A 16,593-nucleotide genomic window follows, 5' to 3' on the forward strand; every position below is an offset into this window, starting at 1 on the left:
TCCTAGAACATCATGTGAGCAGTGCTGACACCGAACACCTGCACGTCGGCGGACGCCAGGAGCTCGGACTCGGTGACCGCCCAGGTGTGGACGGACGGCTCCGCCCGGCGCACCTGCATGAAGTTGTACCGGTCCGCGGAGTACACCGTGGCACCCGCGGCGACCACCGCGCGGAGGAACCCGGTGTCTTCACCCCGCGCCAGGGTGGGGAAGGGCACGTCGGTCGCCGTCCCCCGGCGGGTCATGATCGTCGGACCCATGACGAAGTCGGTCATGCGGTGCTCGCGCTCGCCGAACCGGAGCACCGTCGCGTCCAGCCGTTCGAGGCGCAGGTAGTGGGCCTGCTTGCCGACGACGTCGGCGCCGCTGTAGTCGAACGCGTACGCGAGGTCGCTGAGGTAGTGGGGCCCGTAGAGGTCGTCGTCGTCCATCTTGGCGACCAGGTCCCCCCGGCCGCGGCGACCGCGCGGTTGAGGCACTCGCCGAGGGGGACGTCGGCGTCGGCGGTGAGGATCGTGAGGTGCTCCAGGCCGAGCTCGCGGGCGCGGGCCTGGAGGGCCGGCACGTCGGCGGGCCAGCCGTGGGCGAGGAGGACCAGCTCGGGGGCGAGGCCGACCTGCGCGGCGACCATCCGCAGGACGTGGTCGACCTGGTGCGGGCGGTTGGTGGAGACGATCGCCGAGACGGATGGTCGGGTGGTGGGGCGGGGTGTGGTGGTGCGGGGTGTGGCGGTGCGCGGCGCCGTGGTCGCGTCCGTGATCCCGACGGCGTCGAGGACGGCGTCCACGCGGTGCCCGTACGTGTGCCCCGACCAGATGCGGCGCTGGGCGAGGTGGACGGTGCGGTCGCGCAGCTCGGGGCTGCGCACGAGCGCGCGCAGCACGTGCTCGGCCTCCATGGCTGACTCGACCTGCGGGACCTCGAACGCGTCGAAGAACGTGCCGATGGCCGCGCTGGGTGTACTGACGACCGGGGTGCCGCTCGCGGTGATCTCGAAGATGCGGCGCGCGCACATGCTGGGCGACGCCGTGACCGAGTTGACGTTGAGGAAGACCTTGTACGCCCGGTAGGCGGACAGCATCCGGTCGTAGTCCAGCGAGCCGACGACGCGTGAGGCGAACGGCTCGGGGAACTGGTAGCGCTCGTCCCCGCCGAGCTGTCGGGAGAAGATCTCCAGCCCGGACTTCATGCGTGGGCTGACCCGGGCCGCGGCGCCGAGCAGGAGGTCCATCTGCGCGCGGCGCTCGGGGTAGCGGTGCGCGAAGTACATGCCGGCGAAGGCGATGTCCCGCTCCGCGCGGCCGTGTCCGGCCCGCACCGGGTTGTGGATCGCGGGCTGCGCCGCGAAGGGAAGGACGCCGACCCGGTCATGGGCCAGCGCCGCTCGGTAGTCGTCGAGACGCTCGATGTCGGTGGTGAGGACGTGGTCGAACAGGCACGCGGTGTCGAGGAAGTCGGCGAAGTGGGCCGGGTCCTCCTTGTTCCAGAACACCGTCGGGATGCCCCGGTCGCGGCACCACCGGACGAGCTCGACGAGCGCCGGGCGCGGGGCGCTGGGGCCGGTCAGGTGGTAGCGCCATCCCCCGCCGTTGCCGGACCACGCCGACTCGACGAAGAGCAGGTCGACCGGCTGCGCCTCGAGCGTCTCGCGCCAGGACGACGGCTGCACCGCGACCTGGTCCCACTCGTAGCGCAGCGCGAGCCGGGAGAAGTCGTCGAGGATCACGGCGACCCGCAGGTCCGGGCGGCGCGGCGGGCGGTCCGGGCGTGGCCAGGGGGCGAAGGTCAGCGCGCCGTCGCGGTCGCGGGCCGCGTCGACGTCCGGCGCGGGGCGGGCACCACGGCGCCGCGCCGCCCACGTCCGCAGCTGGGGCACGCCGCCGGTGCGCAGGTGCCACAGGGCGCGGCGGAGGTCGGCGACACGACCTGGGTCACCGGTAGTCACGACGCGATGGGCGGCAGGAGGTCGACGTCGTCCGGGTGCGCGGCCAGGTAGCCCGCGACGTCGTCGGCGGCGACCGCCGCCATGAGCTCGTCGAAGGCGGGCCGGTCGAGCCGGACGATGCTCTGGGCGCCGTCGGGGCTGCGACCGGTGCCGGCGACCGGGACGGTGAAGAACCCGATGTCGTTGGAGCCGAGGCCGTCGACGCGGTCGACGAGGTCGTTGAGGACATCGCGGGTCAGGCCGTCGTCGGCCGCGATCGACCGCGTCACGGTGTCGAGGAAGGGCAGCGACTTGGTCGGGTTTTGCAGCGTCTGCTCGTTGCGCATCCGGGCGAAGATCGCGCGCATCCACGCCTGCTGCCGGTGCACGCGGTCGAAGTCACCGCGCGCCAGCCCCTGGCGCTGCCGCACGTAGGCGAGCGCCTCCTCGCCGCTCATGAGGTGCTCACCGGCCGGCAGGACGAGCCGGCCGCCGCTGAGGAGGTCCTGCTTGAGCGTGATGCGGACGCCGCCGAGCTCGTCGGTGATGTCGGTGAACGACTCGAAGTCCGTGACCGCGAAGTGGTCGATCCGGACGCTGGTGAGCCCTTCGACCGTCTGGATGAGCAGGCTCGGGCCGCCGAAGGAGAAGGCGGCGTTGATCTTCGCCTCGCCGTACCCCGGGACCGGCACCCACGAGTCCCGCGGGATCGACATGACGTAGGCGCCCTGCCGGTCAGCGGGCAGGTGGACCAGCATGATCGCGTCGGTCCGCTGGGCGCCCCGCTCCCACTGGCTGGGGTCGCCGGCGGAGATGCGGCTGTCCGACCCGACGACGAGGAGGTCGAGGGCGCCGTCCTCGGTGGCGTCGGTGGCGGGCGTGCCGGCTGGGGCGCCGTCCGTCGGGGTGCCGGTCGTGGTCCCCGGCGGCGGGCGGTCCGGCAGGTCGGCGAACGGGTCACCGAGGTGCTCGATGTTGCCCGCCAGCCGGTTCTGCAGGGCCCACACCGCGACCGTGCCGCCCAGGGCGAGGACGGCGATCAGGGACAGGGCTATGACGAGGGCGCGGCGGCTGCGGTTCGGGGGCGAGTCCGGCTCCCTGGGCGACCGTCGCCGCGGCGTCCGCGCGCGGGAGCGCGGTCGTCCGGGGCGAACTGCTCCTGGGGCACGCGGCGATCCTAGGGTGGAGGGTGGCGCGCTCGACCCACGCGCGTCACCGAACTGCGGCAGACCGCGGACCTCGCACCGTCCGTCGGGGCGAGGAGCGCCGCGGCCGGCTGGGGACTCCACGGGCCTTGGCGCTCGCGCTCACCTCCACGGTTGCGTGAGCGGCCACGCCCGTCGCGGGGCTGAAGGCGAGCGCGACCAGCAGTACCGCTGTGGAGTGGATCGTGATCACGTTGAACGAGAACGCGAGCACTCCGAACATCAGCACAGTCACACGTCCCAGCGCCCCTGCCCGCACGTAGGTCGTCACCAGGAACGCGATCAACAGGGCGAGCCCGAGCAACCCCGTCCGGGCGAACGTGTTGACGAACTCGTTGTCGGTCACGCTCAGTCCTGCACCGCTGAGGTATCCCAGCGCGAACAGCTCGCTCACGGAGTTCCAGCCGCTGCCGACGAGGACCTCGACGACCGGGCGGTCGAACAGCGCACCTCCCGACGAGAGCACTCCCACCCGCTGCCGGTAGGAGATGGAGCCCTGGATGTCCGTCGCGGCCGCGAGCCAGCCGGAGTTCGCAGCCCACCACACCACCGCCGCGCCAGCGGCCAGGATGACGGGCACGGCCGCGGAGCGGGCGCGGCGAGCGAACAACAGGCAGAGCACGACGACGAGCACGAGGAGCACGCTGCGGCTGCCGGAGAGGACGACGCCCGTCAGTCCGGCCGCCACCGCGAGCGCTCGTGCGCTCGTGCGCATCCGCACGCCGAGGAGCGCGACGAGCACCGCGGTCGCGAACAGCGTGCCGAGCGGCAGCGCATGGCCGAGGCTGCCGATCGACCGGCCCGCGAGCATCGGCGCGACGAGGTTCACCCGGGCGGCGATGTCGTTCGTCGAGGACCCGATGGGAGGCCACATCGGCGCGATCCGCAGGGTCTGCTCAGCAACGGCGAGCACCAGCTGCACGCCGGCCAGACCCAGCAAGGCTCGGAAGAAGACCTGGGAGTCGACATCAGCCATGGACCGTGCAGTCAGGGCCACGAGGACCAGCGTGGCCATGAGCAGCAACGCATAGGCGAGCTCGCCCACAGACCCCGAGTCCGCCGACGCGATCACGCGCACGAGCCCGTATGCGGACAGCAGGAGGATCGGCAGACCGACCGTCGCACTCCGTCTTGATCGAAGCGCAGCGATCACCAAGCCAGCGAGCGCACCGACGGTCGCCATGCTGATCGCGATCCACGGTGCGCTGAACGGCGGCACCAGGACGAGCAAGGAGACCGCCGCCGCTACGGCAGTGCCGCGCACCACGCGGACGGGCACCAGGGTCACGAGGACGACGGACAGCAGGCTGAGCAGCGCCGTCAGCGGCACTGCGCTCGCCGAGAGGATGCTCACGAGGCCACCTCCGCCTTTCGTTGGGTCGAGGTCGGGGTCATCTCCATGTGCGGACTGCTTCCTCGAGGACAGCTGCGTCGACTGCGGGCGCCTCGGCTCGTCGTGTCAGCCAGCGTCGCGCTGTCCACCGGGCAGCGCGGACGAAGTCGGGGACCTGCGCCCGCGGTCGGACGAGCGACCGCAGCGCCTGATCGCATGCGACGAGCACGACCCCCGGACGCCCGAGCGTACGGAAGGCGAATCGGAACTCCGCATCCAGCTGCGCGAGGCGGACGAACGAGCCTGCACCAGTGCCGCTCTCACCACCGATGTGGATCACACGGAACGAGCGGTCGAGCCGGAGGACACCACCCGCGCGTCGCAGTCGGCTGCACAGGTCACGGTCCTCGCCGTAGAGGAAGTACGCGGGGTCGAAGGGGCCGAAGCGCAGCGCCGTCTCGCGGTCCATCACCACGCATGCTCCGGGCAGCTTGAGTCCGCGCGGCAGGAGGCTGCCACTGATGTCGTCGACACCCTCGACGAACCGCCGGGCGCGCCGAAGGTTGACGTGCCGGTCCAGCGATGAGACCCATGAGGTGAACGGGCCTGTGTCCATGTGGCCGGCCTCGTCGACGAGGAGGGGCGACACGATCTCCGAGGGCTGCGGACGCAGCGCCATCAGCCGGGCAGCGGACGTCTCGTCGAAGACGCAGTCGGGATTGACGAAAGCCACCTGGCGGCCTCGGGCGCGGTCGAGCCCCGTTCGCGTCGCGGCGGCGAAGCCGGAGTTGAAGCCTGCGTCGATGAGCAGGCAGCCGTCGACCGCTGCGTACCGGTCAGCCGGGTCGTTCGCGACGACGATGACCTCCGCGGTTCCGGCCGAGCCGGCGGCAGCGCGGTCGAACGCCTCGACGATCGACCGCAGGCGAGCCACCGGGGTGCGGTAGGCCACCACGATGACGGACAGGTCGATCAGATCGGGGGTCACGACCACTTCTCCTTGCGGTTCTGGCCGATGCCGCCGGTGTGAGCGGCGAGCTCGGAAAGGATGCCTTCAAGCTGGGCGGCGGAGCGATCGAGCCCTGCCGCACGCATCCGTTCGACGCCGGCGAGGCCGCGGCGGCGGCATTCCGCGCCGTCGTCCAGGAGCTCGGAGACGAGCCGGTACAGCTCGGCCCCATCACCGACGGGCGCGAACAGCGCGACACCGTCCGCGTACTCGCGGATGCTCGGCAGGTCGGTGGACACCACCGCGCTCCCCGAGGACATGGCTTCCGCGGGCGGTAGGCCCCATCCCTCGCTGTCGCTCGCACACAGGTAGACCCGGCTGGAGCGGTAGAGGTCCCTCAAGGCGGCTCGCGAGGGGTTCTGGTGATGGACGGCCGAGTCCGGGAGCCCGGACGGCCGGGGCCCAACCCCGAATGTCGCAAGGCGAACGCCGGGGTGGCTCACCCCGAGCTGCCGGTAGACGCCCTCCACCAGGTCGGTGCGCTTCCACGCGTGCGGTGACACGAGCGCGAGGACCGAAGCAGGACGCTCGTCGGTCGGCGGCCCGGCGGGGAACTCAGCTGCGTCGATGGCATTGGGCACGTGCTCGGCCGTCAAGCCCATCTGCTCCGCCGTGCGCAGTAGCCACCCGGAGACGACCAGGCGACGAAGGGGCAGGCGCCACGTCTCCTCGACGTAGGCACGGTCCGCGAGCCAGTCCTCGAAGTGCTGGATCAGATAGGCGCCCGCCGGACCGCCCTCCCCTGTGCGCACGCGGCGACGAAGGGTGCGGTGTGGCACGAGGTGGCGACGGCGACGTCATGCCCGCGCACGGTCCGCGCCGTCGCGCGCAGCCGGACCAGGGTGCGCACGGAGGGCTGGAACCTCATCCATGGCACGAGGTCGCGGCGCATGAGCACCGATCTGATCCGTGCGGCGCCGTACCGCACCAGGGCCCGCACGCTGACGCGCGCGCGATCGGGGGTGGCGCCCGGCAGGACGCAGGCGTGCAGCAGCGTCACCCCGTGCCCGTGCTCGGCCAACCAATTGGCGTAGTCGTAGACGACCTTGTACCCACCGGACGCTTCCCGCTGGACACCGGGCAGCACGAAGACCACCTTCATCAGATCGACCGTCCTTCCGGAACTCGTGTGTGCCGACCTGCGAGCGGACGACGGCGGGGGCTGCGGAGAGCAGGCGACCGGCGTGGTGGCAGCTCAGCAGCGCGACGACGACCAGGAGCTCGCCCCCCGCGACTCCGAGCGCGACACCGCCGGCGCCCCATGATGCGCCGAGGACAGAGATCATCACGATCCCGACGGCGCCGCCCACGACGGTGACGCCCAGGACCAACCCGGCGCCGCCGCGCGGCAGCAGCCAGTGCCGGATGAGCGTGGTGCTCATCGACACGCTGACGAAGGCTGCACCGAGTGCCGTGGCGACGTCCTGCGGCACGCGCAGATCGGCTCCGAACAGCACCTGGGACGCCCAGGGGGCGAGGATGGCGAACGCCAGTCCACCGAGAAGCCCGACCATCGCGTGCGCCGAGAAGGCGACACGTCGACGGGGCCCCTCGCTCGCGTGGCCGGCTGCAGGCAGCCAGCTCTGCAGCGCGTTGCCGACGACGACGACCACGTACAGAGCCAGGCGATACAGCCGGTCACCGCTGACGTAGCCGACGACGCCGGTGGTCAGCACCTGTCCGGCGATGAGGACGGGCGCCGCGGTGTAGGCGGAGCCTGACACCTCGATCGCCGCGCCCCGAGCCTGCCCGCGCATCACCGTCGACAACGGCTGTCGGCTTTCGGGTGCGTCGGTCGCCATGCGCAGGCCCAGGCCGAGCCGGCGGTGCAGGAGCACGGAGCCGCACACGGTGGTCAGCAGGAGCAGCGCGGGATAGACGACGAGTACCCCCGTGCCCCAGATCAGCAGCGCACTGGCGGCGATGCCCAGGACGCGAGGCAAGGCCTCGTACCGCGCGATCAGGCCCGGAGTACCCGCTCCTACGCAGAACCATGCGCCGGAGAGCCCGGCCGGCGCCGTGGCGCACGCCATCGAGACCGACAGCAGGCGCCCCGAAGGCGTGGCCAGCAACGACGCGGCCAGGACGGCGAGCAGGAGCACCGGCCCGGCGAGCACCACGCGACTGCGCACCTCGTCGCGGAGCAGCTGCCGGCGGACGGGGATCGAAGCACGGGCGACCTGCGGCGGTCCGGTGACGGACCAGCCGAAGCCGAGCACGGTCGCGGCGACCACGCCGACGCTCTGCCCGGTGGCGATCGCGATCCAGGCATCCGGACCACCGGTGCGCGCGATGACCGGCAGTATCGCCAAGGGTGCGACTGCAGACAGCAACGGCAGACTGCCGAAACCGACCAGCTTGCGCGCGAGGTCGCGGCCCGACCTGATCGGCGGGCCGTTGTGCATCGCTGCCGGGCCCGCGGTGGCGCTGTCGGTGTGGACGCTCATCGCGGACCCCTCGCCCCCATGAGGTAGCGCGGCTTCCGGAGGCCTGCGTACCGCGCGGCCTGGGCCGCGCTGTAGACGGCGTCGGACATCGCCTGGGCAGCACGGGGCCGACCCAGCTTCCGCGCGAGCGCCGTCCGACGGGTGTGGATCGTTCGCATGAGCCGCAGGAAGCCGTGCGCGCGCGTGGACGTCTGAGCACCGTGGACGCGGTAGGCGACCAGCGGGAGGTCGCCGAAGTGGTGAATCGGGGACCGGAGCGCTGCTCGAAGCAGGAGCTCGTAGTCCTGCATCCGGATGCAGGAGGGGTCGTAGCCGCCGAGCTCGTCGAACAGCGCAGCGGACATCACCATGCTCGAGTGCACGACGGGATTGCGGTCGAGAAGCGTGTGACGCGCGTCGCCCTGTGGATGCGCGGGGTAGTGGCCGATCTCGCGTCCGTCGTCGTCCACGAGCGGTCCACCACCTCCGCAGACCTGTACCTGCGGGTGCTCGGCGAGGAACGCCAGCTGAGCGTCCAACCGACCGGGCAGCGACAGGTCGTCGGCGTCCATGCGCGCGATGAACTGCCCGGACGCCTCGACCCGGCCGCGGTTGGTCGCCGCCCCGGACCCGGAGCGAGCGCCGGTGGCGATCACCGTGACGTTCTCCAGCTCCGCCAGCCCAGCCGGCACGCCCGTCGGTTGCGGGCCATCGACCACGACGATCACCTCGGTGTCCGGGAAGCAGTCGTTCTCGCTCAACGAGCTCACGCAGTCCTCGAGATACTCGTCGAGCGACAGGCACGGGATGACGACGGAGAGCCGAGGCCCGGAAGCTCGTGGTGGCGCCGTCGTCGGGTCGGGCGTCGTCATGGCGTCGCCTCCCCACGGTGCCGTGCCGCCTGAGCGTCGAGGGTGCCGGTCGCCAGCGCGGTGATGGCCCGCGCGGTGGCGCGGCTGTCGAACCTCGCCTCGACCACCGCGCGGTTGTGGGTGCCCTCCTGGTCGGCGACCGAACGGTCCGCCAACCGCTCGTTCAGCGCACGGGACAACGCCGCGCTGTCGTCACCGAGGACGACGGCACCAGGCGTGGGAACTACCGCTCCGAGCCCGCCGACGTCGTAGCCCACGACGGCGCGATTCATCGCCATCGCCTCGAGCGGCGCCAGGGCTGCACCTTCCCAGCGCGACGGCGCGGTGACGACGTCGGCGGCCGCGTACCAGTCGCGGGGATCGTCACAGTCGGTCACGAAGCGCACCGGGAGGTCGCGCGCGGCTGTGCGCAGCGCGGCCTCGGCGGGACCACCGCCCACGAGCACCAGCAGCGCATCCGTCGCCGGAGCGCGTTCGACGAGCGGTGCGCGCCAGGTCTCCAGGAGCTGGTCCTGTCCCTTCTGCTCGCACAACCGGCCGACGCACACTGCGACCCGCGCCTTCAGCGGCACCCCGAGGCGGGCACGTGCAGCGGCGCGGTCACGCGGGACGAAATGGGTGGGATCGACACCGTTCCGCACCACCTCCGGGTGCCGGACGCCGAGGTCGACCCCGTGGCGGGCCTCTGCCTCGCTGCCGCACACCGTGACGTCGACCCACCGGTCGGCGAATCGCTCCCAGGCGCGTGCCGCGACGCGAACGGCGCCCTGCGCGGCCTGGTCTGCCCACGCGTGCGGCTGGAAGACGGTCGGCACCGCACCTCGCACGGTCAGCCGACCCACGAGCCCCGCCTTGGAGCTGTGCAGGTGGACGACGTCGGGGTCGACGCTGCGGACGATCTCCCGGAGGGCTGCGGTCTCGGCGACGATCCCCCGGGCCGGCTCACGCACCGACTCCCACGCCATGACGGTCGCCCCGGCGCGAGCAGCGCGGTCGGCGAGCGGACCGGTGGTCGGGCAGGCGACGGTCACGGCATGCCCGGACGCGACCTGGTGGTCGATCAGCGACAGGACCACGCGAGCGACTCCGGCGTCCGTGGGCTGGGTGACGTGCAGGATGTGGGCTCGGGCGTCCGGGGACCTGGTGGCCCCGCTCGTGACGGAGGCGGTGGTGGTGTGGCGGGCCATCTCAGTACGCCCCCTCGGAGCCGAACACCGCGCGGACGGTGCGGGCGAGGATGGCCAGGTCACCGAAGAGGGTCCAGTTCTCGACGTAGTACACGTCCATGCGGATGCTCTCCTCCGGCGTGAGCTCCGAGCGACCGGAGACCTGCCAGAGCCCCGTCAGTCCAGGCTTGACCAGGAGACGGCGGTGCGCCTTGCGGTCGTACTGTGCGACCTCGCGGTCGATCTGGGGGCGAGGCCCGACGAGGCTCATCTCGCCCCGCAGGACGTTGAACAGCTGCGGGAGCTCGTCGAGGGAGTAGCGCCGCAGGACGCGGCCCAGCGGGGTGACGCGGGGGTCGTTCTTGCTCTTGTAGAAGAGCCCGACGTCGTCGCCCATGACCTCCTGCAGCCGCAGGTGGGCGTTCGCGTCCATCGACCGGAATTTGAACATGGCAAAGGTCTCGCCGTTGCGACCGACGCGGTGCTGCCGGTAGATGACCGGACCCTGGCTGGTCGTCTTGACCAGCACCGCGATCACCGCGAGGACGGGAGACAGCGCGAGCACGATGCCCAGTGCCAGCACCCAGTCGAGGGTGGACTTCAGGGCGTACTTGGTCCCGGAGAAGCGGGGCTCGTCCACGTAGATGAGCGGGAGCCCGTTGACAGGCTGCATGAGGACGCGCGGACCGGCGACGTCCGTGAGGGACACCGCGAGAGCCAGGTCGATGCCCGAGCCCTCCAGGTCCCAGCCGAGACGGCGCACCGTGTCCGCGGTGGCAGCGTCGGACCCGGTGACCGCGACAGCGTCGGCCCCGAGCTCGCGGGCCATGGCGGCTGCGTCGTCGAAGGTCCCGACGACCGGGACGCCGAGCAGCGCGCCGGACTCTCCCTGCTCGGTCGTCGGCAGGCACACGCCGGCGACGGCGAAGCCCGCGCCACGGCGGATCGCGAGCTCCCGGATGAGCGCCTCGGCCTTGTCCCGGTGCCCCACGACCAGGACGCGTGAGGTCATCGCACCGTCACGACGGCGGCTGCGCAGCCACTGGCGCCAGCCCAACCGGCCGGCGAGGAGCAGCGCGAGCCCGAGCGGGAGCGCCAGGGCGAGGTACCCGCGGGCGATCTCCATCCGCAGGAGGAAGGCGAGGACAGCGACGGCGGCGAAGAGCCGCCACGTCACCCCGACCACGCGCTGGTACTCCGCCGGCCCGGTGCCGACCAGCCGGCGGTCCTGCGTGCGCCCGACGACGAGCGCAGCGAGCCACGCCCACATGAGCACCACGGAGACGACGAGGTAGTTCGTGGCGAGGTCTCCACTCACCCACGCGGTCCCGATGGCGTCGAACCGGATGACGTACGCGGCGAACACGGCCACCCAGATCGCCACGGCATCGGTCACGAGCACGCGTGTCAGGTAGCCGGACCACCAGCGACTCTCCCGACCACGTCCCTCGAGAAGAGGGGCGGGTTCCGGTCCGTCCTGCACGTGCGTCCCACGCGCCGCCTCGACCGTGGCGGTCTCGACCATGACGTCTCCTGCCAGAAGTGCTGCGAAGTCGGAGCACGGGACCATCCCCCGTTGGGGCTGCGACCCGGCGCGTTTGCGCCGGTCGGGGAGTCCGACCGACCCCCGCTGGTGGCGGGGCACCTCTCACATCGGCTGTTGCTCGGCCGAATGGAGGGATATCGCGCCAATCGTTCACGGGTGGCCACATCGCACCGAAGCAGGAGAAACCGGATGGAACTGCACGACTACCTCGTCACCTTGCGCAAGCGCTGGGTGTCCGTCGCGCTGATCACGGCGCTTGCGCTGTGCGCCGCCGTGGCGGCGACGTTGATCGCGACGCCCACCTACGAGGCGAAGTCCCAGGTGTTCGTCTCCGTCCGCACGGCAGGGGGTAGCACGTCCGACTTGGTGCAGGGCAGCAGCTTCACGCAGAAGCAGGTGAAGTCGTACACGGATCTGGTCACCAGCCCTCGCGTGCTCATCCCCGTCATCGAGCATCTCGACCTCGCGACGACGCCGGACGAGCTCGCCCGCTCCGTCTCGTCGAGCACGCCGATGGACACCGTCCTCATCAACATCACGGCGAGCGATGCAGACCCGCAGGTCGCGAGCGACGTCGCGAACGCCGTCGCCGACAGCCTCGCGACGCAGGTGACAGAGCTGGAGCAGCCGTCCGACGCGGAGGTCTCCCCGGTCGAGATCAACACCGTCCGCACTGCGACGCCGCCCACCGCTCCGTCGTCGCCCGACACGCTGCTCAACCTGGCGCTCGGCCTGCTCGTCGGGCTCGCCGCCGGTGTCGGCCTGGCCGTCCTGCGCGAGGTGCTCGACACCAAGGTGCGCACCGAGGTCGACGTCAACCGCGTCACGGACACCTCCGTCATCGCGACGATCGGGTACGACGTCAACGCCCCGGACGAGCCGCTCATCGTGCAGACCAGTCCGCAGAGCCACCGTGCGGAGTCCTTCCGCCGCCTGCGCACGAACCTGCAGTTCCTCGACATCGCCGACCGCCCGCAGACGATCGTCGTCACCTCGTCGCTGCCCGGCGAGGGCAAGTCCACGACGACCGTCAACCTCGCGATCAGCCTCGCGGACGCCGGCTCGCGCGTGATCCTGGTCGACGCCGACCTGCGCCGCCCGTCGGTCGCGGAGTACATGGGCCTCGAGGGCGAGGTCGGCCTGACCACGGTCCTCATCGGCCGCGCCACGGTCGAGGACGTCGTCCAGCCGTGGGGCAACGGCAACCTGCACATCCTGGCGTCCGGGCAGATCCCGCCGAACCCGAGCGAGCTGCTCGGCTCGCGCTCGATGGCGAAGCTGCTCGACGAGCTGGCCGCGGAGTACGACGTCGTCCTCATCGACACGCCGCCGCTGCTCCCGGTCACCGACGCCGCGATCCTCTCCAAGCTCACCGGTGGCGCGCTCGTCGTCGTCGGCTCGGAGAAGCTGCACCGCGCGCAGCTCGCGGAGGCGATGGGGTCCCTCGAGACGGTAGGCGCCCGCGTGCTGGGCGTCGTGCTCAACCGCCTCGCTCGCACGCAGGGTGACACCTACGCGTACTACGACTACTCCTCCACGCCGGCAGAGCCGAGCAGCCGCCGGCAGAAGCGCTCCGGCGCCGCATCCCTGCCCCAGCAGCGTCCGGGCCGCACCTCCGACCGCCGCTTCCCGTCACGCGCCCAGGGTGACGTCGCCGCCGAGATGATCGAGAGCACGAACGGCGTCCTGGCCGGCGCCTCGAGCACGCGGTGGCCCGGTGAGCCGCTCTCCCGGCGGGACGCCGACCCCCGCTGACACACCTCTTCGCTGCACGACCGAGGGGCCCGCGCCGATGGCGCGGGCCCTTCCGCGTCGGTGCGCATCCGTCTGTGCGCATGCGTCTGTGCGTATCCGTCGGTGCGGCTCGGGACGGGCGTTGACGGAGCGCTGACGACCGCTCTGAGCGAGCTCCGAGAGACGCACCGGTCGCTTCGTGTGCGCCACCGGCCGCGCGGCCCGTGGCACCGACCGGGTGATGGCGCCGGCGGGGACGGTGCCGGACGACGTGCCTCCGGGGCCGCGCTCGACGCGCGCGCATGGCGTGCCACGACGCACCCGAGGCGCGCGCACACGCACACGTGGTCGGCGTCGGCCGGCGGGGTGAGGCCGTCCGCGCTGGTGGTGGGCGGTCAGAGGACGACCGAGCCGGCGACGTGCGCGGGGCCCGTCGTCTGCGCGCCGCGGTGACCGCGGACGGTCTCCCGCGACCGACGGCACCGCCGCCCGGGTCGCCGCACGGGCTCGCCCTGCGGCGACCCGACATGGGCCCGACGGCGGGCCGGCTCGCTGACCGGAGGCCGGCCGACCGTCGGCACCGTCCCACGGTCCGCGCAGCCCGGTCCGCGCAGCCCTGTCCGCGCAGCCCAGTCCCTGCGGAGCGGACGCCAAGGACCGGGGTCCCACGCCTGCGGCGTGCAACCCCGGTCCTGGGTGGTGCTGAGCTACCGCGCAGGGCGCGGCGGACGCTCGTCGGCGATCAGGCGCCGATCTGCGCCGACTGACGGCGCTTGGCGATGAGCACCGCGCCGGCACCGGCGAGCATGAGCGCGCCCGCACCGGCGGCGAGGTCCGCACCGTCGAAGCCGGTGTCGGCGAGCTGGGCGCCGGCAGCGGACTTCGAGCCTGCAGCAGCCGAACCCGCGGCGGACGAGCCGGCAGCGGAGCCCGCGGCGACGGCCAGCGCCTGGGTGCTGATGGCCTGGCCGTCGACCGTGGCGACGGCGTCGTAGGAACCGGCCTGGCTCAGCGTGACCGAGAACTTCACGTCACCGTTGGCGTCGGCGACCTTCGTCGCAGTCGCGGTGCCGGCGATCTGGATGGCGCTGTTCGGGATGGACGCCGGGGAGGACGTGACGGTCAGGAGGACCGTCTTGCCCGCGATGTCGGTGTTGCCGGCGATCGCGAAGGCGATCGGGGCGCCGGCGACCGGCGTGGGGTCCGAGACCGTGGACGAGAAGCCGGGGGCGTCGTACGCCATGGCAGCGGTGGGGGCGAGGACGAGGGCGGCCGCGGCGGCGGCGACGAGGGCGGTGCGACGGGTCACGATGATTTCTCCCAAAGAGTGAGGCGGGCCTTTGTGGCTCGACACCCGTTTGATCGGCCGGTTGCTCGGGGCTATGAGCAATGTCCGGGGAGGACCTGGACGTCTCCCGAGGCCAGCGGCGTCGTGCGCACGACCGGGTCACCCGTCTGGCCCATCGCGGCCACGACGTCGAGGTCGATCTGCACCGACTCGCCCGGTTCCAGCTGCACGGTCCGCCCGACGACGGCCAGTCCGTGGTGCCGCTGGGAGAACACGCCGGCGTCCGCACCGTTCACCCGGACGGAGTCCACGTACCCGCCGAGCGGCGCGTAGACCAGGACGTTGGCGCGGACCTCGCCCGGGGGCAGGAGTGCGCCGGTGAGGTACGGCGGGAGGTCGGCGGCGTCGGCCGGAGCCGTCGACGTCAGCGTCACGGACGCGGTGAGGGTCCGGGTCCCGTCCGCGGCGCACTCCGTGGACTGCACGACGACGTCACGGCGCAGGTAGTAGCCCATCTTCGCGGCGCTGCCGTCGTTCAGGTACACCCCGAGCACCGGCGACGTGCCCTGCTCACCGAGGTGCTCGCCGAGCAGCTCACCGCTCAGACTCGTCCCGGCCAGCAGGCCCTGCTCCTCGGGATGTGCGGACCACACCATGAGGCGGCCCTGCGCTGCGCTGCGGGCCAGCGCCTCGACGACGGCGGCCGGCTCGCCCTGCCCCGAGACCAGCGCGTCGAACACGCCGGTGGCGGTGGCGGCGAAGAAGTCGTCCTGCTCCTCGGGGTCCTCCACCTCGCGGTAGACCGTGTTGAGCAGCAGCTCGACGGCGTTCTCGGCGGTCAACGAGCGACCGTCCGCGAGCGGCACGGGTCCGATCGCGCCGAGGACGTGCGCGAGGGCACCCGGGTCCAGTGAGAGGACGCCGTCGACGTCGGTCCCGACCTCCTGCGCCCAGATCGCCCGAGCCAGCTCGCCCGACCGCGGGAAGTCGGGTGTGAACGTGACGTCCCGCATGTCGGCAGCGAGGTCGACGCCGAACAGCGCCTCCTCCTCCGTCGTCAGCGGGACGACGGGCGCCGGCAGGCTGCCGAGCGACCCACCGGACCGCTGGTCGACGACCTCGACGGCGCCGTCGACCGCCCGCAGCAGGACGACGGACCCCGGGATGCCGCCGGTCGCCCGCGGCTCGGCGTTGTTCTGCACGAGCAGCAGGTACTCGCGCGGACCGTCGGCACCGAGCATGGGGGGCAGCAGCCGGATGGCGCGCGCCGCGGTCGCGGTCGTCGCGGCGACGTCGGCGAGCTGGGAGTCGAGGTCGGCGAGCTGGGCCGCGACGGGCCCGACGACGCCGCTCGCGTCGATCCCGCGCACCCCCACCAGCGCGTCCCGCACGGCGGCGTCGGCGGCGACCACACCCGGAGCGGCTGCGACGAGCGGGGCCAGATCGATGCGTCCGTCGACTGGCGCCATCGCGGTGGGATCGACGAGGGCGGCGGCGTCCATGAGCGGTGGCAGGGCCCGGGTGGTCAGACCGTCCACGATGTCGCTGACGGTCTGGACGGCACGGACGGACGGCCCGACCTCGGGCATCGCCGCCGCGAGGGCCCAGTGCGGGCCGTGCGTGCGGGCGCGCGCCGTCGCGGCGTGGTTCTGCAGGGCCGAGAGCGTCGCGTCGGCAGCGGCACGGTCGCCCGTGAGCACCTGGGTCTGCAGGTCGCTGACGCCGCTGGCGGCCGCGAGGAGCGCATCGCGCGCGCGGAGTGCGTCGACCGCGAGCCAGCCCACGCAGCCGAGGGCGACCAGGAGCACCACGCCGACAGCGCCCAGCACCCGACGGCCGGCCCGGCGGGGTCGGGGACGGCGGGCGGCGTTCCGCCCCCGGTCACGCCGCGCCCGCCGCAAGGGACGGACGGTCGCGCCGGCAGCGACCGCCTCAGGCGCGACCGCCTCAGGCGCGACCGCCTGGGGCGCGGCGGCGCCGTCACTGCGGTCCGGGTCGCTGCGGTCCGGGACGGCACCGTGCTGGTTCACCTGCATGGGGTCGAGGACCTCTCGTGGTGGGCCGGATGAGCGGCGGGTCGTGGTGAGTAT

13 protein-coding genes are annotated in these 16,593 nt (G+C 72.5%); 1 reads left to right on the forward strand and 12 read right to left on the reverse strand.

Going from position 1 to position 16,593, the window contains the following annotated elements:
* Positions 1 to 2 precede the first annotated feature (2 nt).
* From REH70_RS16430 to REH70_RS16475, 10 genes are all read right to left on the reverse strand, one after another.
* Positions 3 to 275: a hypothetical protein gene (locus tag REH70_RS16430; RefSeq protein WP_310748928.1), complete on the reverse strand. Its 273-nt coding sequence runs from the start codon at positions 273 to 275 to the stop codon at positions 3 to 5.
* Entirely contained in the window at positions 272 to 1,945 is a 1,674-nt protein-coding gene (locus REH70_RS16435) for a glycosyltransferase (RefSeq protein ID WP_310748930.1), read from the reverse strand. The genes REH70_RS16430 and REH70_RS16435 overlap by 4 nt, the downstream gene beginning before the upstream one ends.
* Positions 1,942 to 2,931: an LCP family protein gene (locus REH70_RS16440; protein ID WP_310748932.1), complete on the reverse strand. Its 990-nt coding sequence runs from the start codon at positions 2,929 to 2,931 to the stop codon at positions 1,942 to 1,944. Before REH70_RS16440 ends, REH70_RS16435 begins: the two co-directional genes overlap by 4 nt.
* A gap of 205 nt (positions 2,932 to 3,136) precedes the next feature.
* Positions 3,137 to 4,483: a hypothetical protein gene (locus tag REH70_RS16445; protein ID WP_310748933.1), complete on the reverse strand. Its 1,347-nt coding sequence runs from the start codon at positions 4,481 to 4,483 to the stop codon at positions 3,137 to 3,139.
* Between the two features lie 37 nt (positions 4,484 to 4,520).
* The gene (locus REH70_RS16450) at positions 4,521 to 5,450 is read right to left on the reverse strand and encodes a glycosyltransferase (RefSeq protein ID WP_310748935.1); all 930 of its coding nucleotides are present in this window, start codon (positions 5,448 to 5,450) and stop codon (positions 4,521 to 4,523) included.
* A complete protein-coding gene (locus tag REH70_RS16455; RefSeq protein ID WP_310748937.1) occupies positions 5,447 to 6,223 on the reverse strand; it encodes a glycosyltransferase family 4 protein in 777 nt (258 codons plus the stop codon). Before REH70_RS16455 ends, REH70_RS16450 begins: the two co-directional genes overlap by 4 nt.
* Positions 6,224 to 6,268: 45 nt before the next feature.
* Positions 6,269 to 7,918: a hypothetical protein gene (locus tag REH70_RS16460; RefSeq protein WP_310748939.1), complete on the reverse strand. Its 1,650-nt coding sequence runs from the start codon at positions 7,916 to 7,918 to the stop codon at positions 6,269 to 6,271.
* Positions 7,915 to 8,769, reverse strand: coding sequence for a glycosyltransferase (locus REH70_RS16465; RefSeq protein ID WP_310748941.1), 855 nt, complete (start codon positions 8,767 to 8,769; stop codon positions 7,915 to 7,917). The genes REH70_RS16460 and REH70_RS16465 overlap by 4 nt, the downstream gene beginning before the upstream one ends.
* Positions 8,766 to 9,956 (reverse strand): glycosyltransferase family 4 protein, encoded by a 1,191-nt coding sequence (locus REH70_RS16470; protein WP_310748943.1) that lies wholly within the window; start codon positions 9,954 to 9,956, stop codon positions 8,766 to 8,768. The genes REH70_RS16465 and REH70_RS16470 overlap by 4 nt, the downstream gene beginning before the upstream one ends.
* Before the next feature lies 1 nt (position 9,957).
* Complete coding sequence (locus tag REH70_RS16475) at positions 9,958 to 11,460, reverse strand: sugar transferase (protein ID WP_310748945.1); 1,503 nt, start codon at positions 11,458 to 11,460, stop codon at positions 9,958 to 9,960.
* A 210-nt stretch (positions 11,461 to 11,670) separates the two neighbouring features.
* On the opposite strand from REH70_RS16475, the gene REH70_RS16480 reads away from it, so the two are divergent.
* Complete coding sequence (locus REH70_RS16480) at positions 11,671 to 13,236, forward strand: polysaccharide biosynthesis tyrosine autokinase (RefSeq protein ID WP_310748947.1); 1,566 nt, start codon at positions 11,671 to 11,673, stop codon at positions 13,234 to 13,236.
* A gap of 721 nt (positions 13,237 to 13,957) precedes the next feature.
* Here the strand turns inward: REH70_RS16480 and REH70_RS16485 are convergent.
* Positions 13,958 to 14,524, reverse strand: coding sequence for a peptidase (locus REH70_RS16485; protein ID WP_310748949.1), 567 nt, complete (start codon positions 14,522 to 14,524; stop codon positions 13,958 to 13,960).
* A gap of 71 nt (positions 14,525 to 14,595) precedes the next feature.
* A complete protein-coding gene (locus REH70_RS16490) occupies positions 14,596 to 16,314 on the reverse strand; it encodes a DUF4012 domain-containing protein (protein WP_310748951.1) in 1,719 nt (572 codons plus the stop codon).
* Between the last annotated feature and the right edge of the window lie 279 nt (positions 16,315 to 16,593).

This window comes from Cellulomonas sp. ATA003, assembly GCF_031582905.1.
In the GTDB taxonomy this organism is placed as follows: domain Bacteria; phylum Actinomycetota; class Actinomycetes; order Actinomycetales; family Cellulomonadaceae; genus Pengzhenrongella.